This is a genomic window from Paraburkholderia sp. CNPSo 3076, from assembly GCF_026343935.1.
GTDB lineage: Bacteria > Pseudomonadota > Gammaproteobacteria > Burkholderiales > Burkholderiaceae > Paraburkholderia > Paraburkholderia nodosa.
The window spans coordinates 73,247-94,785 of record NZ_JAPMAL010000027.1; the positions used below are offsets into that span (position 1 = coordinate 73,247).

The 21,539-nt window shown below is 63.8% G+C and carries 19 protein-coding genes and 2 pseudogenes; 10 read left to right on the plus strand and 11 right to left on the minus strand.

The features are described 5' to 3' along the window. The first annotated feature begins 14 nt into the window (after positions 1-14). From M3A49_RS28390 to M3A49_RS28415, 6 genes and pseudogenes are all read left to right on the plus strand, one after another. Positions 15-416, plus strand: coding sequence for a hypothetical protein (locus M3A49_RS28390; RefSeq protein ID WP_266231987.1), 402 nt, complete (start codon positions 15-17; stop codon positions 414-416). Between the two features lie 524 nt (positions 417-940). Continuing rightward, complete coding sequence (locus M3A49_RS28395; RefSeq protein WP_266231988.1) at positions 941-1,165, plus strand: hypothetical protein; 225 nt, start codon at positions 941-943, stop codon at positions 1,163-1,165. A gap of 4 nt (positions 1,166-1,169) precedes the next feature. After that, positions 1,170-1,382, plus strand: coding sequence for a CDI system lipoprotein BcpO (gene bcpO, locus M3A49_RS28400; RefSeq protein ID WP_266231989.1), 213 nt, complete (start codon positions 1,170-1,172; stop codon positions 1,380-1,382). A 29-nt stretch (positions 1,383-1,411) separates the two neighbouring features. Continuing rightward, a complete protein-coding gene (locus M3A49_RS28405; RefSeq protein WP_266231990.1) occupies positions 1,412-3,148 on the plus strand; it encodes a ShlB/FhaC/HecB family hemolysin secretion/activation protein in 1,737 nt (578 codons plus the stop codon). Positions 3,149-3,179: 31 nt separating this feature from the next. After that, on the plus strand, positions 3,180-3,800 hold the full coding sequence (locus M3A49_RS28410) for a hypothetical protein (protein ID WP_266231992.1): 621 nt from the start codon (positions 3,180-3,182) through the stop codon (positions 3,798-3,800). 169 nt (positions 3,801-3,969) lie between these two features. Beyond that, positions 3,970-4,239, plus strand: a pseudogene (locus tag M3A49_RS28415) (hypothetical protein); the annotation flags it as partial. Positions 4,240-4,353: 114 nt separating this feature from the next. Here the strand turns inward: M3A49_RS28415 and M3A49_RS28420 are convergent. The 5 genes and pseudogenes from M3A49_RS28420 to M3A49_RS28440 form a co-directional block, all read right to left on the minus strand. After that, positions 4,354-5,703 carry an MFS transporter gene (locus M3A49_RS28420; RefSeq protein WP_266231993.1) on the minus strand — a complete coding sequence of 450 codons (1,350 nt, stop codon included), beginning with the start codon at positions 5,701-5,703 and terminating at the stop codon, positions 4,354-4,356. Between the two features lie 522 nt (positions 5,704-6,225). Further along, positions 6,226-7,404 (minus strand): tannase/feruloyl esterase family alpha/beta hydrolase, encoded by a 1,179-nt coding sequence (locus M3A49_RS28425; protein WP_416339031.1) that lies wholly within the window; start codon positions 7,402-7,404, stop codon positions 6,226-6,228. Next, complete coding sequence (locus tag M3A49_RS42525) at positions 7,298-8,002, minus strand: tannase/feruloyl esterase family alpha/beta hydrolase (protein WP_416339027.1); 705 nt, start codon at positions 8,000-8,002, stop codon at positions 7,298-7,300. The genes M3A49_RS28425 and M3A49_RS42525 overlap by 107 nt, the downstream gene beginning before the upstream one ends. A 191-nt stretch (positions 8,003-8,193) precedes the next feature. Beyond that, the gene (locus M3A49_RS28435) at positions 8,194-8,922 is read right to left on the minus strand and encodes a substrate-binding domain-containing protein (protein ID WP_266231994.1); all 729 of its coding nucleotides are present in this window, start codon (positions 8,920-8,922) and stop codon (positions 8,194-8,196) included. 88 nt (positions 8,923-9,010) lie between these two features. After that, positions 9,011-10,031 (minus strand): annotated as a pseudogene (locus M3A49_RS28440) (amidohydrolase family protein). 370 nt (positions 10,032-10,401) lie between these two features. On the opposite strand from M3A49_RS28440, the gene M3A49_RS28445 reads away from it, so the two are divergent. Beyond that, complete coding sequence (locus M3A49_RS28445; protein WP_266231995.1) at positions 10,402-11,574, plus strand: epoxide hydrolase family protein; 1,173 nt, start codon at positions 10,402-10,404, stop codon at positions 11,572-11,574. 3 nt (positions 11,575-11,577) lie between these two features. Here the strand turns inward: M3A49_RS28445 and M3A49_RS28450 are convergent, their stop codons facing one another. Continuing rightward, a complete protein-coding gene (locus M3A49_RS28450) occupies positions 11,578-12,579 on the minus strand; it encodes a fatty acid desaturase (protein WP_416339028.1) in 1,002 nt (333 codons plus the stop codon). A 128-nt stretch (positions 12,580-12,707) separates the two neighbouring features. On the opposite strand from M3A49_RS28450, the gene M3A49_RS28455 reads away from it, so the two are divergent. Continuing rightward, on the plus strand, positions 12,708-13,532 hold the full coding sequence (locus tag M3A49_RS28455; protein WP_266231997.1) for a phosphate/phosphite/phosphonate ABC transporter substrate-binding protein: 825 nt from the start codon (positions 12,708-12,710) through the stop codon (positions 13,530-13,532). A 208-nt stretch (positions 13,533-13,740) separates the two neighbouring features. Then, positions 13,741-14,541 (plus strand): MetQ/NlpA family lipoprotein, encoded by an 801-nt coding sequence (locus M3A49_RS28460; protein ID WP_266232109.1) that lies wholly within the window; start codon positions 13,741-13,743, stop codon positions 14,539-14,541. A gap of 572 nt (positions 14,542-15,113) precedes the next feature. Here the strand turns inward: M3A49_RS28460 and M3A49_RS28465 are convergent. From M3A49_RS28465 to M3A49_RS28475, 3 genes are all read right to left on the minus strand, one after another. Then, positions 15,114-16,094 (minus strand): zinc-dependent alcohol dehydrogenase family protein, encoded by a 981-nt coding sequence (locus M3A49_RS28465; RefSeq protein WP_266231998.1) that lies wholly within the window; start codon positions 16,092-16,094, stop codon positions 15,114-15,116. Positions 16,095-16,147: 53 nt separating this feature from the next. Then, on the minus strand, positions 16,148-17,545 hold the full coding sequence (locus M3A49_RS28470; protein WP_266231999.1) for a dihydrolipoyl dehydrogenase: 1,398 nt from the start codon (positions 17,543-17,545) through the stop codon (positions 16,148-16,150). Positions 17,546-17,675: 130 nt separating this feature from the next. Beyond that, positions 17,676-18,590, minus strand: coding sequence for a LysR family transcriptional regulator (locus M3A49_RS28475; RefSeq protein ID WP_266232000.1), 915 nt, complete (start codon positions 18,588-18,590; stop codon positions 17,676-17,678). 125 nt (positions 18,591-18,715) lie between these two features. Here M3A49_RS28475 and M3A49_RS28480 point away from each other — a divergent pair, with 125 nt between their 5' ends. Further along, the gene (locus tag M3A49_RS28480) at positions 18,716-19,639 is read left to right on the plus strand and encodes a DMT family transporter (protein WP_266232001.1); all 924 of its coding nucleotides are present in this window, start codon (positions 18,716-18,718) and stop codon (positions 19,637-19,639) included. Positions 19,640-19,710: 71 nt separating this feature from the next. On the opposite strand, the gene M3A49_RS28485 is transcribed toward M3A49_RS28480, so the two are convergent. After that, a complete protein-coding gene (locus tag M3A49_RS28485) occupies positions 19,711-20,598 on the minus strand; it encodes an ABC transporter permease (RefSeq protein ID WP_254357872.1) in 888 nt (295 codons plus the stop codon). Continuing rightward, complete coding sequence (locus M3A49_RS28490) at positions 20,595-21,515, minus strand: ABC transporter ATP-binding protein (RefSeq protein WP_375541844.1); 921 nt, start codon at positions 21,513-21,515, stop codon at positions 20,595-20,597. Before M3A49_RS28490 ends, M3A49_RS28485 begins: the two co-directional genes overlap by 4 nt. Positions 21,516-21,539: the final 24 nt, after the last annotated feature.

Below are 21,539 nucleotides of genomic sequence, written 5' to 3' on the forward strand. Positions count from 1 at the left end.
CAATGAAAGTAAGTATGAAAGCCGCAGCGGTCGGTGGTGCTGTGATTCTGGCAATGCTGGTGACCATTTCGCTTTTTCGCGATGCGACGTTCCTCGCAACGAGCGCAACTACACCCCGGCTTCTCGTTAGTATCGGGGTAGGTATCTTGGCCACACTGTGCGCGGTGGCCGCGGCGGCGCTATTCGCATGCGGTTACTTCTTTCTGAAAATGGTGAACAGTCCGCAGCCGGGGAAAACAGTATTCGACGCCAGAATGTTCAAAGGAAAGTCACTCTTTTCCGACGCATATTTGAACAATGAAGGTAGGGATGCACGTTCGAATCTATATAAATCTTTGATTTATTTTCTCGGTTCTTGGGTCGGGGCGGCATGTATTGGGGTGGCTATGCAGCTATCGTTTAAAGGATCGTTATAGCTGGACGGATATGCAATTGACGCTGCGATAGCTATTCCATCCTTTGATGACATGGAAGTGTCGGCGTATAGTCGTCGTAGCGCGATTGAGGAAAAGTCTATGAGTAGACTGAAGCCCCTGATTGGCGTCGTAGTTATAGCCATCTTCGTGTGCTTACTATTCAGGAATGTTTTCCCGAACATTCCAACGGACGTTTCATCGAAATTTGCTTTCATGGAAGCCGACATGAGCTACATGCTCTCGAACGGCGCGAATTTCGTATTAAGAAACGATCTAAATAGGAGTAGCGCCGCATTCGTGATGCGAGACATTAGTGCCGATTCATGGAGCGACGATCTTTTCAAGAAATATCGCTCGGCTTTGTACGAACGAGGATGGTCTCAAGTAAACGCTGCTGGCGATGTCTGGCAAGCTTGTCGATTGGGTGTGCTTGCAACTATATCGACTAAGAAGGGGGGTTTTCCCGCTCGGGGAATTTTTACCTACAGCATGCGTTTCGAGTACAACGCGGGGACAGTGCGTCAGTGCAGACAATCGAACTAGCATCAGCGGGCATCAAGGTACTTGCTTTGTCGTTTGCTGGCGCCGCTGCCGTAAAGGTATGGGCAATTTTCGTGATTACATGGTCGCATGGCGGCCATCATCAGTGGGAATGGCAGGATGCCAAGTACATCGTTGTGAATGGAGCCCTGCTGACGATCGCCTTTTGTATTGTTGCGTCGATTGACTATTTTAAGAATAGGCTATAGAGCGATGCGTAATTTATATGCGCTGTCAGCGTTCGCGCTGCTGGCGGCATGCCAGAACGTGCCGCCCGGTGCGCCGCCCATGCCGCCGCCAAAACCTGAGATGCAGCCCGTGCTACCACCTCTCTCCAATGGATTTTGGGTTATGGGTTTCTGGAAATGGAGCGGTACGGAATGGGTCTGGATTCCTGGCCATATTGCGCCCAAGCCCGGACTGTAGGACGGACAACAAGAAAACGAGAACAAAGAATGCACCACCGCTTGAAGCTGACGGTCGTCTCGTTAGCATGCCTGATTTCATTTGATGTGTTTGCGCAAACTGCCCCCGATGCTGCGGCCCGCACCAACGCCGAACAGCAACAGCAGGTTAAGCAGCGTCGCGACGCACAGCAGCGTGCGGCGACTGTCGCCGCGCCCGTTGTACGCTCGACTGCCCCTGTCGTCGGGGAGCACCCCGTGCTGCCCGTCGAGACGCCGTGCTTTCGTATCGATTCGTTCACGGTCGAGGTACCCGATACGCTGCCTGAGGTAGTTCGTGTAAAGGGTGCATCGGCGTTGCCGCTCGATCCATTCGCATTCCTGCATGACTGGCTGCGGCACTACGAGGGGCAATGCGTCGGCAAACAGGGCGTCGATATGCTGGCGAAGGGCCTGCAAGGCGTCATCCTGAGCCACGGCTACATCACGACGCGTGTGCTGGTGCCGACCCAGGACCTCTCGAAAGGGGCGATGAAATTCACGCTCATACCGGGCGTGATCCGCAACCTGAAGTTTGCCGACGCCGGTACGCGGGGCACGCTGAAAACTGCCTTTCCGGCTCGCGACGGCGACATCCTCCAGTTGCGCGACCTTGAGCAGGGGCTGGAGCAGATGAAGCGCGTCCCGAACCAGGACGCCTCCATGGAGATTGTGCCCGGTACCGAGCCCGGCCAGAGTGATGTCGTGGTTACGGTCAAGCGCACGAAGCCATGGTCGCTCGTCGTCTCGGCGGATAACTCGGGCACCGACGCGACGGGCCGTTACATCGGCAACGTGTCGCTCGCGCTCTATAACCTCCTGGGCATCAACGACGTGCTTTCGGGCGGCTACAACCAGGATTTGCAGTTCGGCAACCACGACCTCGGTACACACGGCTGGAATGCCTCGTATGCGGTGCCGTGGGGCTACTGGACAGGCACGATGTTCGGCTACACGAACACGTACTACCAGCAGATTGCCGGGGTCAACCAGACGTTCGTTTCGAGCGGAAACGCGCAGACAGCGGGTCTGAAGCTGGAGCGCGTCATTCGTCGTAGCCAGAACGATGTTTCGGGCGTCGAGTTTCAGCTAATCAAGCGCTTTGGCGCGAGCTTCATCGATGACGTCGAAATCCCACAGCAGAAGCGCGACAACACGTTCATCGAGGCGGGGCTGACCAATCGCCATTACTTCGGCGCGGCGCAGTTCGACGGCACGCTGGCCTATCGCCAGGGTATCGGCTGGCTCGGGGCGATGCCGAATACAGCGAGTGGGCCTACGTACTATTTCCACATGGCGACGCTCGACGCCAATCTCTCGGTTCCGTTCGCTGTGGCCGGTAAGACTCTGCGCTATGTGGGTACGCTGCACGGGCAGTTCACCAACGACGAACTGAACTATATCGATGACCTGACCATCGGCAGCCGCTACACGGTTCGCGGCTTCAGCGGTGAAACGATGCTGGCCGCGGAGAAGGGCTTCTACTGGCGCAACGAACTCCAGTATCCGATTGGCCAGACGGGCCAGCTGCTTTATGCGGGCCTCGACTACGGCCGCCTTTGGGGACCATCTACGGCGTTTCTTGCCGGGACGCAGCTCGCGGGCGCGGTCCTCGGCTTCAAGGGTTCCGTACCCTCGCGCCTGGGCGCGTTCAGCTATGACGTGTTCGCCGGCACGCCGGTCTACGCGCCGCGCGGCTTCCCCGCGCCGAGCGTGACGCTGGGCTTTCAGGTGACGGGACAATTCTGATGTGCGATTCACTGACCATAAGGAGCTAACAATGTTGATGAGCCGAAAATCTTCAATGGGTCTGATTGGCGCCGCCGTGCTGCTGGCCGCGTGTGGTGGAGGCAGCGGCGGCGGTGGCGGAGCGTCAGGGGCGGATTCGTCGGCCTCAGCGGGCGCATCCTCCCCAGGTGCGGCCTCTGCGCCTGATGCGGCCTCATCGCCGCAATCGACCACGTTCAACTGTCCGGTCAACTACAGTCGCCTCGATATCGCCCTGGGTACCGCTGCGGGCACGGCGATGACGATGGTCTCCAATGACAATATCGCAACCCTGAAATTTAAGGCCCCCACGGGTGGCGTCACGCGCGCCTTGACGCTCTGCCTGGGCAAACCTGACCCGGTCCCCGCTGGCGTCACGACGCCCTTCGCCTACGAAATCACGGAAGGCGGCGCTGGCGATATCACGCAGATGGACAGCCGGATGCTGACGTTCAATTTCTCGACAACGCAGCCTGTGACGGGCACTCCTGCACTCGAACTGGCGACCGTTACGGCTGCGGGCGTGACCTATTCTCCAACAATTCCGGGAGCGCTGTTCACCGTCAGCCCGAATTACAGCGTCGCCGGCATTCCGAACCGGACGGGGCTGTATGTGGTTCGCCTGACGAAGTAACGGATGAGTCGGCGACACAGACGATGACCAGGACCAGACGGCGTCCACTCTCCCGCGACATGCTGCTGCCGCTGGCCATGCAGAAGGCGCGTGCGATCTCGCTCGAATGCCATCTCGCGCTTTCTGTGCTGGCGGCGGGCGACGGTGATGTGGATCAGGCCAGAAGGTTCAGGAAGGCTGCCAACTCACCGAAACGGCCCGCGAAAAGATGCAGCAGGCGGTGCAGGCAGTGCGCGACGTGAACGTGCCAATCGACGAGATCAATACCGCGACCGGCGAACAAAGCGCCGGCATTGCCGAGATCAAGCAGGCTCTCGATCATATCGAAGCGCTCACGCAGCAGGACAGCGCACTCGTGAGTCACTTTTCGATTTCGGCCAATACGCTTGGCAGGAATGCGCAGACCGTGATCGAAACGGTGAGCGCGTTCAGGATTTGACGCTGCAATCAAGCGGAGGCTGTGTCTCCGCTCTCACGCCAGACAAAAAAAACGGCGCGGCAGTGCAAACCGCACCGCCGCGCCGACCAGTCCAGCGCTGTTGCTAGATCAAACTCAGTGTGCCGCGCTCACCTGCGTAGCCGGTTCCGACTGACGCGCACGCTGCGAAACCAGGATCGCGATGGCCGCGAGCACCGCCGGTACGGCGAGCATCGCGAGAATCGCCGCGAATTCCCAGCCAAGGCCCAGCAGCGCGCCGCCGATGGCCGAACCGAAGATGCTGCCGAAGCGGCCCATGCCCAGCATCCAGCTCACACCCGTTGCACGCGCAACCGTCGGATAGCGGCCCGGTGCGTAGGCATTCAGGCCCGTTTGCGCACCGCTCATGCAGAAGCCCGCGGCGAACACGAGCAGGGCGAGCGACGAGGACAGCGCGCCCACGCCGGCCAGCGCCAGCACGCAAATACCGCCGCCGACATACGCCGCGCTGATCACGCGCGCCGGGCGCACCTTGTCCATGATCCAGCCCACCAGCACGGCGCCGATCGTGCCGCCGATCTGGAACATGGACGTGACGTTCGCCGCCACCGTAATGGAGAGGCCCGCGTCCTTGATCAGCGTGGGCAGCCAGCCGGTCAGCAGATAGATGACGAGCAGGCCCATGAAATATGTGACCCACAGCGCGAGGGTCATCACGCCATAGCCTTCCGAGAACAGCACGCCGATCGGCTTGCGCGTGGGCAGCGGCGGCTCCGTCGAGACGAAACTCTCGTCGCCCGCGAAGTTCGCGCCGGTCACGCGGTTCAGCGTCGCGGCAATGCGCTTGCTCGTGGCGCCCCGCACGGCGAGCAGACGCGCCGATTCCGGCAGCAGCCAGGCCTGCAGCGGCACGAGCGCAAGCGGAATGGCGCCGCCGAAGATCAGCACCGCGCGCCAGCCGTGGTTCGGCACGAGCCAGCCGGCCGCGAAGCCGATCAGTGCGGAGCCGAGGTTGAAGCCCGTGAACATGATCGTGATGAGCAGCGCGCGGCGGCGTTGCGGCGAGTACTCCGAGAGCAGCGTCGTGGAGTTCGGCATGGCCGCGCCAAGACCGACACCGGTCAGCACGCGCAGCACCGCCATTGACACCGGCGACTGCGTGAATGCCGTGAGAATCGTGAACACGCCGAAGAGGAACACGGAGGTGATGAGCACCCACTTGCGGCCAACGCGGTCCGAGGCCGGACCCGCGGCGAGCGCGCCGATCACGAGACCGATGGGCGCGGCGCTCATGACAAGCCCGAACTCGGGGCGCGAAATGCCCCAATCGTGAATGATGGAGGGCGCGACGAAGCCCATGATGGCCACGTCCATGCCGTCGGCGGTCACCGCGAGGAAGCACAGCGCCACCAGTAGCCACTGGTAGGCCGAAATGTGGCGTTCGTCGATGAACGCCTTGATATCGATTGTTTTGCTGCCAGACATCTGTAGTCTCCTGTCCGTTCTGTGGTCTGCCGCTCGCTCCTGCCCGAGTCGAATTTCTACGAACTGCTATCCGTCGGGGGCACGATAGGTGGCCAACCCTTCGCCCGAAAGTGCGGGTTAACCACATATTGGATGCGTCCGTGCCCGTCTGCATGGGCGATTTCGGCACGCCCGCACTTGCGATACCGGCCCGAAAGCCGCGCCGCGTAAAGGCCGGGCGCGATCAGCCCGCGCTTTGCCTGACACGGCCCGGGGCTGGAATCGAATCCAGCGTGATAAGCAAAATCGATGCTCTCCGAAAGGATTCGCAAACGCGCCGGACGATCGTGCGGAATTCAGTTGCCGCTACATCGCCGGGCGGCGCTCCTATGCGCGCCGCTTTTCGAGGCGGCGGCGCACCTCGCGCCGCCGCCCTTGCCCGAATTTTCCATGCGATTTATTTATCGCAATACAAACGAAACCAGCCCCGAAGGGCTGGCCGGTTCAACGGTGAATCATGCGAGTGTGCCCGAAGCTCACCCGTTAAGGCGCGGCAACACCCTGCGTAGTCGGCGTGTACGTCGCATAGAAGCTCGAGCCTGCCCAGGCATGCGTGGGCTGGTTGTACAGCGGTGTGCCCTGGGTCCAGTTCGCGCCGAGGTGCCAGTCGCCGGTGCCCGTAAATTGCGCGACTGCCGGGTACGGATAAACCGGGCGGCTGGCCGTCACGTTGTTCGACGAATCGGTCTGATACGTCATAACCGCGTTCGGCGCCGTGCCCTGCTCGGCCCACGCCGTGATCTGCGAGACGAGGTCGATGTTCGGGAAGCCTTCGCCGCCGCCGCAGTGAGCCACGCCGGGCACGAGGTACAGGCGCGCGAAATCGCTCACGTTCGAAGCACCCGTCGTGTTCTGCATCGCTTCGTAGTACTGGATCGTGAAGCGCGGCGAAATGTGTTGATCCGCCCAGCCGTGCCACAGGATCAGCTTGCCGCCCGCCTTCTTGAACGCCGAGAGATCGGGGTTCGTCGCGTCCATCAGCGGATGGTTGGCCTGCAGGTAGGTCGGGTAGAAGCTCGCATCCGTGTAGCCGAAGGTGTCGATGGTCGGCATGCTGGGCGAGCCCGTGAAGATCAGGTTATAGGCACCCGTCACGATCAAGTAGCTGAACAGGCTCTTCACCGAAACCGGCGCGGCCGTCGAATTCGTCGTCGGCACTTCCACGCCGACCCAGTTCTCCTCCGAACCCATCTGCGGGGAGCCCGCCAGCATGCGCTCGCCCGTTGTCGCGTCCACCGGTCCGCCATAGATCTTGCTCGCGGTGGCGACTTCGGCTGCGGTCAGGCAGTTGCTCGTGTTCGTCGCGCCCTGCGCACACTGGATCGATGCGGGATCGAAATTGCAAGTGCGCGGATCGGCGATCAGACCATCGGGCACACCCGCCTGGCCGCCGCATGCCGCGACGACTGCCTTGTGCAGCACGAGCGTCTTGTCGGCGTAAAGGGTCGCGTTGCCGGTGCTGTCGCCGGTCGTGCTTTGCGACTCCACGCTCCAGCCGTGATACAGCGAGTTCTGGATCTGGAAGTGTGCAGCCGGCGCGCCCGCGACGATGCCGTTATAGTCGTTCGGGTAGCGTTGCGCGGCCATCAGCGCTTCGCGGCCGCCGTCCGAGCAGCCGATGAAGTACGCGTACTTCTGCGTTTGCCCGTAATAGGCCTTGATGAGCTTTTCCGCCGTGAGCGTCGTGATGTGCTGCCCGCGATAGGCGAAATCGGCCTGTTTTTTGCGGGTCCGTGGTCCACGTCGTGTCGTTGCCCGAGTGGCCCATATCGGTCGCCGCCGTCACGAAGCCGCCTTCCTGCACGAGCGGACACCTGTAGCTGAAGCTGAACGACGACTGCTGGGTCGGGTCGCTCAGGTTGCCGCATAGACCCCCGCAGCCTAGCGCCGCAAAGCGCTGCGTCCACGTGCTCACCGGCAGCGCCACTTCGAACGTATTCGAAGGCGCGAGCGTGCCCTTCACCGTACAGAAGTTGACCGAAGCACCGTTGATGGTCGCCGTGGTCATGCTGGCCGAAGTAATCGCGCTGCCAGCCCCGCCAATATCGGTGATGTCGACCGATGTCAGCTTCGAGCAATCCACCACGGGCGCGACGACCGCGAGCGGCGCTTTCGACGCATCGGCGCTACTGCTGCCACTACCGCCACTGCCGCACGCGGCCACGAGCGTGGCCGCCGCGAAGAGGGCGCACAGCGAGAGCAGCGAGGCTGCACGAGCGCGCACGCTCGTGAAAAGCCGCCGGATATGCAGGGTTCTCATGCTTGCCTCCTGAGGTTGTCCGTATTGGTGTTGTTCTGATTCACTTTTCATGCCTCCGATTCTGTTTTTTCTGATTAGTAAACCTAATTAATTTGGATACGTGAACCGTGCGACATGAGATGTCCAATCCAATCGCCTTATTGCTCCTTCTATTCCGCTGATTGCCGTCTTGCTCGTGCCCTGCTGCCCAGCTACCGCCCGTGCGCCGCGCCGCCTGCCGGCTCCATGCCAAACGCCCGCTTGGTCGCCACGGCGCGTTCCGATCCGAGGAACGCCAGGAAGTCCGCCGCCGCCTGCCGCTCCTGCGACACCGCGCAGATCGCCGCGGAGAAGACCGTGACGAGTTGCGCCCCGGCCGGCAGCGGCCCGATCACGTCTACGCCCGGCACATCCTTTAGCTCGCTCAATTGCTGAAACCCGATCTCGACCTCGCCTTGCGCGATCAGGCTCGCGACAGGCACGCCCGGCTGCGCCATCACGAGGCGCGGCCCGAGCGTTTCGGCTACGCCCCAGCGCTCGAGGAGCCGCAGCAGATGGTCGCCGCTAGGCCCCGTCGAATAGCCGATGCGCGCCGCGCGCAGCATCGTCTCGCGCAGTGCGTCTTCAGTGCCGATATCCGGGTGCGCCGCGCCGGCGGCCACGGCCGCCGCCATGCCGGAGCGCACCACGTCCATGCGCGCGCCAACAAGGTGCCCGCCCGCCGCCAGGCGGTCGATCGCAGCCGAGGCCAGCACGGCGAAATCGAACGCCGCGCCCGCCTGTACGCGCCGCGCGGCTTCCACGCCGCCTATCGCGGCAACAGTCAGCCGCTGCCCCGTCTCGCGCTCGTATTGCTCGGCGAGACCCGCGAGCAGGAGGCGCGTCGCCATCGACCCGACCCCCGCCAGCGCGGCGTTGCTTTTCACATCGTCCTTTGTCATTGACTTCCGTTTCGGTCGAGAGTGAGCGAGGCCGCCTTATAGGGCGCTTCGCCGGTATTGCACAGATTGCGAGCCGCTGCGTGTGCGCTCACAATCCCTTTGCCTTGAGCCGCGCATCGAGGCGCGGATACACGCGGCGCGCGTTGCCTTCGTAGATCTTGTAGCGATCGGCGGCGTCGACATGTGCGGCTTCGATATAACGCTTCGTGTCGTCGTAGTTGTGGCCCGTTTCTGGGTCAACGCCGCGCACCGCGCCGATCATCTCGCTCGCGAACAGAATGTTGTCCACGGGAATCACGCGCGTGAGCAGATCGATGCCGGGCTGGTGATACACGCAGGTGTCGAAGAACACGTTATTCAGCAAATGCTCGCTGAGCGGCGGCTTCTTCAACTCCTGCGCGAGGCCCCGAAAGCGCCCCCAGTGGTAAGGCACCGCGCCGCCGCCGTGCGGAATCACGAAGCGTGGGGAAGTCGCGGAACAGGTCCGACGTCAGACACTGCATGAATGCGGTCGTATCCGCGTTCAGGTAGTGCGCGCCCGTGGTGTGGAAGCACGCGTTGCAACTCGTGCTCACGTGGATCATCGCGGGAACGTCGTATTCGACGAGCTTCTCGTAGATCGGGTACCAGTGACGCTCGGAAAGCGGCGGGCTCGTCCAGTGGCCGCCCGAGGGATCGGGATTCAGGTTGACCGCCACATTGCCGTACTGCTCCACGCATTTGACGAGTTCCGCCACGCACGTGGCCGGATCGACGCCCGGGCTTTGCGGCAGCATCGCGGCCGGCACGAAATGCTCGGGAAAAAGCTCGCTCACGCGGTGGCACAGCTCATTGCAAATGGCGGCCCACGTGCTCGACACCTCGAAGTCGCCGATGTGATGGGCCATGAAACTCGCGCGCGGGCTGAAAATCGTGAGATCGAGACCGCGCTCGCGCATCAGCTTGAGCTGATTGAGTTCGATCGACTCGCGCAATTCATCGTCGCTGATCTTCAGCTCCGATGCCTTCGGCATTTCGGACGGATGGGCGATGCCCGCTATCTGGCGTTTGCGCCACGCCTCCAGCGCATTGGGCGCCGTCGTGTAGTGGCCGTGAATGTCGATGATCATTGGGACCTCTGCTGCTGATTCGAATCGTTGCGCTACGGTACGAATTGGCCCCACCGCGCTAGTAGCCAGGGCTATTACCTAGATTGTGCAAAAAATACCGCTCATGGCAATAAGCGGGTGCGGCAGCCGGCGGCTGAAAATACTGCAAACCACGGACGCCGTGGGGTTTGCGCCGCGCCGCGTTGCCCGACTGAGGCGTCGCGCCGCCCCGCCGCGCTTGCCAAACGCCGATAAATTAAATCGATGCCTCGATAAACATCTGGTAAGCGATGGATGGAATTCGAAGGGTCGCTGGGGGCGGCCGATGCGCGGCGGCGAATTCGCTCATAATGGACAGCTCCTCGGCCTGCCAGCGTGCGGATGAACCATCATGCATATCGACCGGTTTGAAATTCGCGTTCCCGAAGAGGCACTCGACGACCTGCGCCGGCGTTTGCGCGCCACGCGCTGGGCCAACGCTACGCCCTCGCCGGCGTGGCAACAAGGGGCCGATAGTGCATGGCTGCGCGAGCTCGTCGCATATTGGGCAGACGAATACGACTGGCGCGCCGCCGAACGCGCGCTGAACCAGTTGCCGCAGTTCATGGCCGAAGTGAGTGGTGCGGGTGGTGCGGGCGGCCAGCGTGTGCACTTCGTGCATCGGCGCGGCGCGGGCCCGAAGCCCTACCCGCTCGTCATCACGCACGGCTGGCCGGGCTCGTTCATCGAATTCCACGCGCTGCTCGACCGGCTCTGCGATCCCGCGACATACGGCGCGGACCCGGCCGATGCGTTCGATGTCGTCGTCCCGTCGCTGCCGGGCTTTGCCTTTTCGCCCGCGCCGGCAGCGCCCGGCACCTCCGCGTTCCAGATCGCAGACCTGTGGGCCGCGCTCATGCGCGGTCTCGGCTACGAGCGCTTCGGCGCGCAGGGCGGCGACCTCGGCGCGGGTGCGTCCATCGCGTTAGCCGCGCGGCACACCCAGGCCGTGGAGGGCATCCACCTGAATTTCCTGCCCAGCTCGTATGAACCCGCAATCGACGCTGCGCAAGCCCCGCTCACCCCGGTGGAACAGGACTATCTGCGCGAAAAGGCCGACTGGGCAGCACTGGAGGGCGGATACGCGCATATGCACAGCACCAGGCCGCAAACCGCGGCGGCGGCGCTCAACGACTCGCCCGCTGGACTGGCCGCATGGATCGGCGAGAAGTTTCGCGCGTGGAGCGACTGCGACGGTGACATCGAGCGGCGGTTCTCGAAGGACACGTTGCTTACGGACCTTTCACTGTACTGGTTCACGGGCAGCATCGGCACATCCATGCAGATGTACTGGGAGAACCGTCTCCAGCCGTTTCGCTTCGCGGCCGGGCAACGCGTGGCGCCGCCCGTCGCCTTCGCGCACTTTCCCAAGGAGATCAATCACCCGCCGCGGTCGTGGCTCGAGCGCGTGTTCGATGTCGCGCAATGGACCGACATGCCGCGTGGCGGCCATTTCGCCGCCATGGAAGAGCCCGATCTGCTCGCTGCCGACATTCGGCGCTTCTTTAAACGGTTCCGGCAGTGAGCGTCACTGCGCGGTGCTATCGCCGAACGGATGCGCGGGAGCATCCGTCGCGCGCCACGCGTAACGCCTGAGGAGCGCGGCATAGCCTTCGATCACGAAACCACTGCATTTGTGCCGATAGTCGTCGCGCCGCATGCGGTAGGCGCGCGCCAGCTGAAACCACGGCAAGCGCGGCAGATCGTGGTGCACGAGATGGTAGTTGTTGTTCAGATACAGAAAGCGCATGACGAGCCCGGCCTCGTTGATGGCGATACGCGCCTTGGGATGCGACGCCGCGCGATGCTCGTACAGCGAGCGGACCATCGCGAGCCCGAGCGCGGGCCAGGTGACGGCGGCGAGATACCACCACCACGGCACGCCCGCGTAACGCTGCACCCACGCGAGCAGCAGCACAACGGCCGCGAAGTGCGCGAGCCACATCAGCACGTCACGCCAGTCGCCGCTTCGCAGCGCTTTCGCCGCGCCGGCGAGCATGGCGGCCACGCTCATGGGCGGCCCGATCACCACACGGCCCACGAAGCTCTTGCGTGCGTGCCATAGCACGCGATGCCAGCGCGGCAGGCGAGCCCATCGCTCGTGCCGCACGTAGTTCGTTTCGGGGTCGATGCCAGGCACAGTCAACGCTTCGTCGCGATGATGCGCCATATGGCTCTCGCGGTACACCGCATAGGGAAACCAGACGGCAAGCGGCGGCCAGCCCAGCGTCATGTTCAGCCATGCGAAACGGGTGGGATGACCGTGCAGCAATTCGTGCTGGAGCGACATATGCCATGCGCACAACACGATGAGGCATGGCGTGGCGGACACGAGCGTGACCAGACCTGAGCGCACGAACGCCAGCACCGCAAACCAGCCGCCGTAGATCACGGCAATCAGCAGCCACGTGGGCCATTCCGTGCGTGCGGTGAACCCTGTGGCGAGCGCGGCGATTTCCCGCGCGTGATCTGCGTCGAAGTATTCGGCCATGTTCGCCAGCTCCCGCGATGAAGGATGGTGCCACTCCATACGGAGAGCAAAGCAACGCAGGTCCTCACCATACCGAACGCGCGGCGCTTCACCAACCAACGAATTGCCATTTGCTTATTTCACCGCGCCGCACGACGCGCCACGAATGTGCGGCGTAGAATGCGCCGATGACCCGCTGGATCGCCTCCCTGCCGATGTACAACGTGACGCCGCAACATGCGGCGTCGTGGCGCTCGCTGTTGAGCGACTGTCTGGCCAAAGTTGCGCGGTCGTTCAAGTTGGGCGACATCGCGATCGAGAACGCGCCGGAGGGCGAACTCATGCCCTACTGGCGCCGCGAGGATTTGCTGCTCTCGCAGACCTGCGGGTATCCATACCGGATGCTTGGCCTCGCCAAAGATGTCCATCTGATTGCGACCCCGATATTCGACGCACCCGGTTGCGAAGGTCCGCGCTATCGCAGCGTGCTCGTCGTTTCGGCGCAGGCGTGGGAGCGCGGCGCGAAAACGCTGGCAGCGTGCCGCGGCTTGCGCGCCGCATGCAACGGCGCGGATTCGCATAGCGGCATGAACGCGTTTCGCCACGCGGTCGCGCCGCTCGCACGCGACGGCCGCTTCTTCGCCTCGGTGCGCTGGACAGGCTCGCACGCGGCCACCTTACGCGCGCTGGCGAACCGCACGGCCGACGTGGGCGCCATCGACTGCGTCACGTTCGCGCTGCTGCACGATTCGCAGCCCGAACGGTTCGACGGCGTGCAAACCATCGGCATGACAGCCTCCGCCCCCGGCCTTCCGCTGATCGCCTCACGCGCGCTCGGCGAGAATCAAGCCGATGGATTGCGCGATGCGCTGGACGCCGCGCTCGCAGCCGATCCTGAACGTGCACACAAGCTGCGGCTGCGCGGGTTCGCCAGGCTCACTGGCGAGGCGTACGCCGAGATCGAGGCGTTCGCCAGCACTGCGGCTCGACAGGGCTATGCCGAGCTGCGTTGAAGCGCGGCGTCAGGCTCATCCGCGTAGTCTTCGCTATCGATCTCGTAGCCCGAGGGCTGGCCACGCGGTTGCGCGCCGCAAAACGACGAATATAGATAAGCAATCCTCCCAAAATTGGTTGTCCGCTTGCGACGCGCTCTCTAGCATCGCTTTATCCACAACTCTTCGAATAACGGATCCTATGAAAAAAAGAACCTTGCTGGGCACGATGCTGGCTTCGCTCGCGATGGCCGTGAGTTTCGGGGGCGTGACGCTCGCGCACGCGGCGGACCAGACGTTGCGCGTGGGCATCATGTCGGGTGAAGACGAGGACGTATGGCGCGTGGTCGCCGCCAACGCCGCGAAGCGCGGCCTCACGATCAAGGTGACCACGTTCTCCGAATACACGCAGCCCAACGAAGCGCTTTCCAGCCACGACCTCGACGCCAATTCGTTCCAGCACAAGCCGTATCTCGACGCACAGATCAAGGCGCGCGGCTACAAGATCGTGCCGGTGGGCTTTACCTACGTGCAGCCTATCGGGCTGTATTCACGCAAGGTGAAGTCGCTAACGGACCTGCCGCAGGGCGCGACCATTGGCGTGCCGAACGATCCGAGCAACGAAGGCCGCTCGCTGCTGCTGCTCCAGGCACAGGGGCTCATTACGTTGCGCGACGACGTCGGCCTGCTGCCGACCGCACGCGACATCGCGAAGAATCCGAAGAATATCCGTATCAAGGAACTCGATTCGGGTATTGTCGGGCGTGCGATTGGCGATCTGGATGCGGCCGTTGTCAATACGGACTGGGCCGTGAAGTCGGGGATCAAGATTCCGCAGGAGCGGATTGCTCAGGAGAAGGTGACGGGTAACCCTTATCGCAACTTCATTGCCGTGAATGAGAAGGATGCCAATGCGGGATGGGTGCGTGCGCTTGTGGAAAGTTATCAGCAGGCTAATGTCGCTACTGAGATTATTGCCGTGTATCACGGGGCGACGCTGCCTGCCTGGCAAGGTGCTCCGCAGCAGTAAGGGGGTATGCGGTGGGGGCGCCGTGATGCTTTTTGTTCGCGGCTAGTCGGCGCTTTTGCGCTTTCCTTTTGGCTTTCCTTGTGTTCGCGTCGGTGTGCAGGCGTTGCCCCTGTGCGGGGCGGCACCTCCTTTCTTTGCCGCGGCAAAGAAAGGAGGCAAAGAAAGCCGCTCAAACCGCCAGCGACCGCCACGGTTCACCTCGCACCACTAATGGTGAATGGCTCCGGAGCGTCTGTCACCTCGCACCACCAAAGTGAGTGACAAGGCAGTCATGCATCCCGCTGCTCGCTACGCGCGCTGCGGTTGGGTCTGCAAGGGAAACCGGGTGGCACGCCTGGGCATCCGCGAGAACTCATGTGCCCCGCCGGTTTTTGACTATGCCCTTCGGCGCGCGGAGCGCCGCCGGAAGGATGAGCGCCTTGACCTTCAATACAGTTGCTTTCTTTGCCGCTGGCAAAGAAAAGTAGGTGCCGCCCCGCACAGGGGCAACGCCTGCATACCGACGCGAACACAAGAAACGCCAAAGCGCGAGAAATCCCGCCCGCAGCGGTGCAGCACCCGACACCACACCGTCAACCAATCTCAACGACAACCTTGCTAGCCGCACTACCATCGGCGACAGCCTCATAAGCAAGCTCGGCTTCACCCAGCGCGAAGCACCGCAAATCCACCCGCGGCTTGAGCTGCCCCGCCTCGGCAAGCCGCGTGGCCTCGCGAAGCATCTCACCGTGATGCAAACGGTGCTTCCCGCTCAAAAGCGGATAAAGCGTAAACACACCCGAATAAGTCGCCTCACGAAACGACAGCGGCGCGAGCGCATGCGTGCCCCACCCGAGCGCGCTCACCACGTGCCCAAAATGCTTGACCGCGGCAAACGAAGCATCGAGCGTCTTGCCGCCCACCGTGTCCACCACTAGATCAAACCCTGCACCGGCCGTATGCGCCTGAACATACTGCTCGACGCTTAGCGCGCCATAATCAATAGGCGTCGCACCCAACTGCGAAATCACATCGCCGTTGCGCGCGCTCCCCGTCGCGAAGACATTCGCACCGAGCGCGCGCGCAATCTGCACGGCCACGTGGCCCACGCCACCCGCGCCGCCCTGAACCAGCACGCTCTGTCCCGCCGCCAGGTACGCGCGATCGACGATGCCCGACCACGCCGTGATGAACGCAAGCAGCAGCGCGGCGGCTTCGCGCATCGAGAGATTCGCGGGCTTGCGCGCGAGGAGGTCCGCGTCGACGGCAGCGTACTCGGCCAGCGAACCTTGAATGCCGCCTACGCCGCCCGTCATGCCGTACACCTCGTCGCCCGGCGCGAAACGCGTGACGCCCGCGCCCACCGCTTCCACCACGCCCGCCATGTCGATGCCGAGCACGAGCGGCAGCGGATGCTTCGCATGATCGGCCTTCCCTGCACGAATCTTGACGTCGAGTGGATTGAGGCCCGCAGCATGGACGCGCACGAGCACCTGGCCCGTTTGCGGCTGCGGGCGATCGAGCGTGGCCAGTTCGAGCGGACCATCGTACTGGCTGAGGACGAGTGCTTTCATTGTCGGTGTGTGCGCCGTTGCGAGCTGGAAAGGATAACCAGGCGATATTCGCCTTAGCCCTTGTGATTCAGCTGCGAAGCAGCGTCGCGCAACGCCGTGCGCAAGCCTTCCTCCACCACCGGGTGATAGAACGGCATCGCCACCATGTCGTCCACGCTCAGTCCCATCTGCACACTCCACGCGAGCAGGTGCCCGATATGTTCAGCCGCCGGTCCGAACCATTCCGCACCCACGAAGCGCCGTGTCGCGCGATCCACGTACACGTGGCCCAGGCCGTGGTTCTTGAGCATCACGCGGCTGCGGCCCTGGTCCTCGAAGCTCACGGCGCCCGTCACGACGCTGCCTTCCACCAGATCCCGATGTGACTTGCCAACCATGGCGATCTGCGGATCGGAAAACACGATCGCAAGCACCGCACGGCGCGCAACGGGTTCGACTACGGGAAAGCGAGCCGCGTTGCGGCCCGCTGCGCGGCCCTCGTCTGCGGCTTCGTGCAGCAGCGGCAGCACGTCGTTCGCGTCGCCGGCCAAAAACACCGGCGCGGTGCCGACTTGCAGCGTAGCCGGGTCGAAGCGCGGCACGCCGTGCGCGTCGAGTTCGAGCGAGGTGTTTGCAAGGCCCAAATTCGCCACGTTGGGGTCCCGGCCAGTTGCCGCCAGGACGTAATCAAACGTTGCTTCGGACTGCGTGCCGTCCGCGCGGGCGTACCGCAGCGTCACGCCCGCATCGCTGCGCGTAGCCGATACGACACGTCCCTGCGTCTCGAACTGCATTTCCGCGCCGAACACGCGGTGCGCTTCGCTTATCAGACGCGGGTCCGTGAGCGGCCCCACGCTGCCGTGCGAGCCGCCGTACAGCGTCACTCGCACGCCGAGCCGCGCGAGCGCCTGGCCGAGTTCCAGACCGATCACGCCCGCACCGACCACCGCCACGCTGCGCGGCAAGTCCTCCCAGGCGAACACGTCGTCGTTGACGATCAGCCGGTCGCCAAGTCCGGCCAGCGACTCGGGTACCGTGGGCGTCGAGCCCGTTGCGATCACTACGCTTTTTGCGCGCACCTGCGTGTGCTCGCCAACCTGGAGCAGGCCGTCGTCGATGAAGCGGGCGTGCCCAACGAGGCGGTCCGCTTCGGGCAGTGCGAGCGTGCTGTCCACGACGAAACCGACGAAGCGGTCCCGCTCGCTGCGTACGCGCTCCATCACGGCCCGGCCGTCGATTTCCATGCCGAGCGGATTCACGCCGAAACGCGGCGCCATGGTCACCGCGTGCGCCGCCTCGGCCGCCGCGATCAGCAGCTTCGAGGGCATACAGCCCACGCGCGCGCAGGTCGTGCCGTAAGCGCCGCCTTCAATGATGATTGCGCTTGCACCTTCCGCCTTCGCGGCGCGGTAAGCGGAAAGTCCGGCCGTGCCGGCGCCGATAATGGCGACATCCGTTCGCAGGGTTTGCATCGTGTTTCCTTGAAGGGTTCATGCATTCGTTTTCATGACCCAGTCTAGGAGGTCCACGCGCGAGGGTGAATGTCGGCGCTGCTCAAGTTCATGCCCGATCGTCTCACGGGCAGCGGGGCGGGACGGCCGGTCACTCGGGCAACTGCTGCGCAAGCCAGTCGATCAACACGCGCACCTTCGGCGGCAAAAACCGGTTGGGCGGATAGAGCATCCACACCGGGCCGCTGTACGCGCGCGGCTCCAGCGACCACTCGGGCAACACGCGCACGAGCAGCCCGTCGCGCAGCGCATCCGCCGCGGCGAATTCAGGCAGGCTCGCAATGCCCCAGTCCGCGAGTGCCGCATCGCGCCGCGCGCCCACGTCGTTGGCGATATAGCGGCCCTTCACCTCGACGGCATGCGTCTGCGCGCCGCGCCGGAAGGTCCAGCGGTTGTCGTCGGGCGTTTCGCCAAGATAGAGGCAGTCGTGGCGGGCGAGATCCTTCGGGTGCGTCGGCGTGCCGTGCGCGCGCAGGTAGGCGGGGGACGCGCACGGCATCCACTGCAGCGTGCCGAGCCGCCGCGCCGCGAGCCCCGGCGGCGGCGTGGGCGTCGGGCGAATCACGATATCGACGTTGTCGCGCACGGGATCGACGTCGCGGTCGGTGAAGATGAGTTGCACCGCGACTTCCTCATACGCACGCAGGAAGCCGGAAATCAGCGGATGAATGACGCTTTGCGCAAAGGAAATAGGCGCGCTGATGCCGACGCGGCCATGCGGGCGGCCGGTCAGGCGGCTGGCGGCTTGCGCCGCGCTCGCGGCGGCTTCGACCATGTCGGTGCAGTGACGGTAGACCTCGGCGCCGGATTCCGTGAGCCGCAGGCTGCGCGTGGAGCGCTCCAGCAGGCGCGTGCCGAGCGCGCGTTCGAGCCGCTGCATCTGGCGGCTCACGGTGGAAGGCGTGCTGCCGAGCTGGCGCGCCGCGACCGAGAAATTCCCCGCGTCGACCACGCGGGCGAAGGTGGCCAGATCGGGCAGCAGCGGCAAGAGGTCGGCGGGATTCATGGCAGGAAGGGTGAAATCATCTGTGCATTCTGGGCATAAATGATGTTCCGTCTAAGCGGATTATCGCTGCGAAGGCATTATCGGACAATGGGTCCGTTCCCGGCTTATTTGCAGGCTCGTTCCCCATGAATGCTCTGACCCGTTCTTCCCGCACCCTCGATCTGCTGCTCGTGGCCGTCGCGCTCATCTGGGGCACGAGCTATGGCGTGGTGAAGGGCGCGCTGCTCGTCTACCCGGTGCTGGGTCTGCTCGCGCTGCGCTTTGGCATCACGTTCGTGCTGCTGTCGCCCGCGTTGCGCGGTCTGCGTCATGTGACGTGGCGCGAGCAGATCGGCGTGCTCGGCGCGGGACTCCTGCTGCTCGGCATCTTTCTGGCGGAGACGTTTGGCGTGTCGCTCACGAACGCTTCGAATGCCGCGTTTCTCATCAGCCTGTGCGTGGTCCTCACGCCGCTCGTGGAGTGGGCGTGGCTCAAGCGCGCGCCGCGGCCCGTGGAATGGGCGGCGGCCGGCGTGTCGCTGCTTGGCGCGCTGCTCCTGACGGGCGGCCATGTGGCGGCGAGCCCCGGCGATCTGCTGGTCGTGCTGGCCGCGCTGCTGCGCGCCTTGGCGACCTGCGCGGTCAAGCGCGTGATGAAGTCGGGCGCCGTGCCGGCGCTCACGGTGACAGCGGTCCAGTCCGCCGTCGTGTCGATCGGCTGCGCCGCGCTTGCGATCACTGTCGCGCCCGAACAGTGGCAACCGTTGCCGCACTGGCAGGGGCATGGCGTGTTCTGGGGCAGCGTGATCTATCTCGTGGCGGGCTGCACGCTGTTCGCCTTCTTCGTGCAGAACTACGCCGTGAGCCGCAGCAGCCCCACGCGCGTGGCATTGCTGATGGGCAGCGAGCCGGTGTTCGGCGCGCTGTTTGCCTGCGTGTGGCTCGGCGAGCGGCTTACCTTGCCCGCGTGGATCGGCGGCATGCTGATCGTCGTCGCTTCGCTTTTCGCGCTCAAGCGCGAACCCCAAGCCGCTGCGCAGATTGAAGCGCAAGCCGCCGTGAAAGTGTAGCCGCGCCCACATCTGCGGTTTGCTTTTTTTGTTGTGGTTCGCAAATCAAGCGCCTCGCAGAGCCCAGAACCTCAAACCTGCACACCCCAGCGCCGCACAGTCAACCGCTCCAGCGTATCAAACACCAGATGCTCAACGAGCAGCCCAATAACGATCACAGCAGCAAGCCCAGCAAAAACACGATCGGTATAAAGCTCGTTGCGGTTCTGAAAGATATACCACCCAAGCCCACCCTGCCCTGCGCTAGCGCCAAACACAAGTTCGGCCGCGATCAGCGTGCGCCATGCGAAGGCCCAGCCCACGCGCAAGCCCGCAATGATCGAGGGCAGCGCCGCAGGCACGAGTATCAGCACCACCTGGCGTAGGCCGCTCAACCCGTAGTTGCGCCCCGCCATGCGCAGGGTAGCCGGCACGCCGAGAAAGCCCGTGTACATGTTGAGCGCGAGCGGCCACAGCACCGCGTGCACGAGCACGAACAGCAGGCTACCGGTGCCGAGCCCGAACCAGAGCAACGCAATAGGCAGGAGTGCAATGGAAGGCAACGGATTAAACATCGCAGTCAGCATGGAAAGCAAATCGCGCCCCACGCGCGTAGAAACCGCGAGCGACGTGAGCACGAACGCGAGCACCACGCCAATAGCATAGCCGCGCAGCAGCACCGACATCGAAATGCCGGTCTTGACGAGCAATTCGCCGCTCGCAATGCCCTGCACGAACGCGGCAAGCGTCGCGCCAAAGGTCGGCACGAGCAGATCGTTCGCAACCACGCGCGCCGTGGTCTCCCAGACTGCAACAAGCACCAGCGCGATGAGCGTGCGGCGAAACCAGCCCGCATCGAGCACGCGCCGCGCAAGCGGCAATGGCGCGGTGGCGGCTCCCGCCTGCACCGGCAGCAAGGGCCGCTCGTATTCCGCGCGCACGGGCGGCAAGGTCGGCAGCGTAGGGTGTGGCGTGCTCATCGGCTGGCCTCCTTTTCAGCTTCGGTTTCAATATCGGTATCGAACAACAGGCGATGGATGCGCGCCACACTTTCGCGAAAATCCACGCCGCCCATGCTCGCATGCGAATACGCGTGACTGTTCACCTCCGCGCGCACGCGTCCCGGATGCGGCGAGAGCAGCAGGATGCGGTTGCCGACCACGAGCGCCTCTTCGATCGAATGCGTGACGAACAGCAGCGTGAAGCGCGCGTCGTCCCAAAGGCGCAGCAGTTCTTCCTGCATCTTGCGGCGCGTGAGGGCGTCGAGCGCGGCGAAGGGTTCGTCCATCAGCAGCACGCGCGGCTGCATGGCGAGCGCACGCGCTATCGCCACGCGCTGTTTCATGCCGCCCGAAAGCGTGTGCGGATACGCATCGGCGAAGGCGGCGAGGCCTACCTTGTCGAGGTAATGGAGCGCACGCTCGCGCGCTTCGGCACGCGGCAGCTTGCGCGCGACGCGCAACGGAAACGCCACGTTCTCGGCCACGGTTTTCCAGGGCGGCAACTGGTCGAATTCCTGGAACACTACGACGCGGTCCGCACCCGGCCCGCGCACCGGTCCGCCCGCCAGCGAGATCGATCCCGACACCGGCTCGATAAAGCCCGCAATCGCCTTGAGCAAAGTGGACTTGCCGCAGCCCGAAGGCCCGAGCAGCACGAAACGGTCGGCGCCGTAGACATCAAAGCTCACGTCCTGCGTGGCGCGCACGATGCGCTCGCGACTGCGGTATTCGAGGCTGACGTTTTCGATGGCGAGCAGGCGTTCGCTGTGTCGTGCGGCGTCGACGGTGTGTTCGGTATGCGCAGGCCGCTCGCTCACAACGACGCGTTCCGCCGCGCCCGCTTCGCGGCGCGCTGCGGGAGCGCGCTCCCAGAATCTGGTGGAGGTGACGTTCACTTTTCGCAAATCCAGCGGATAAAA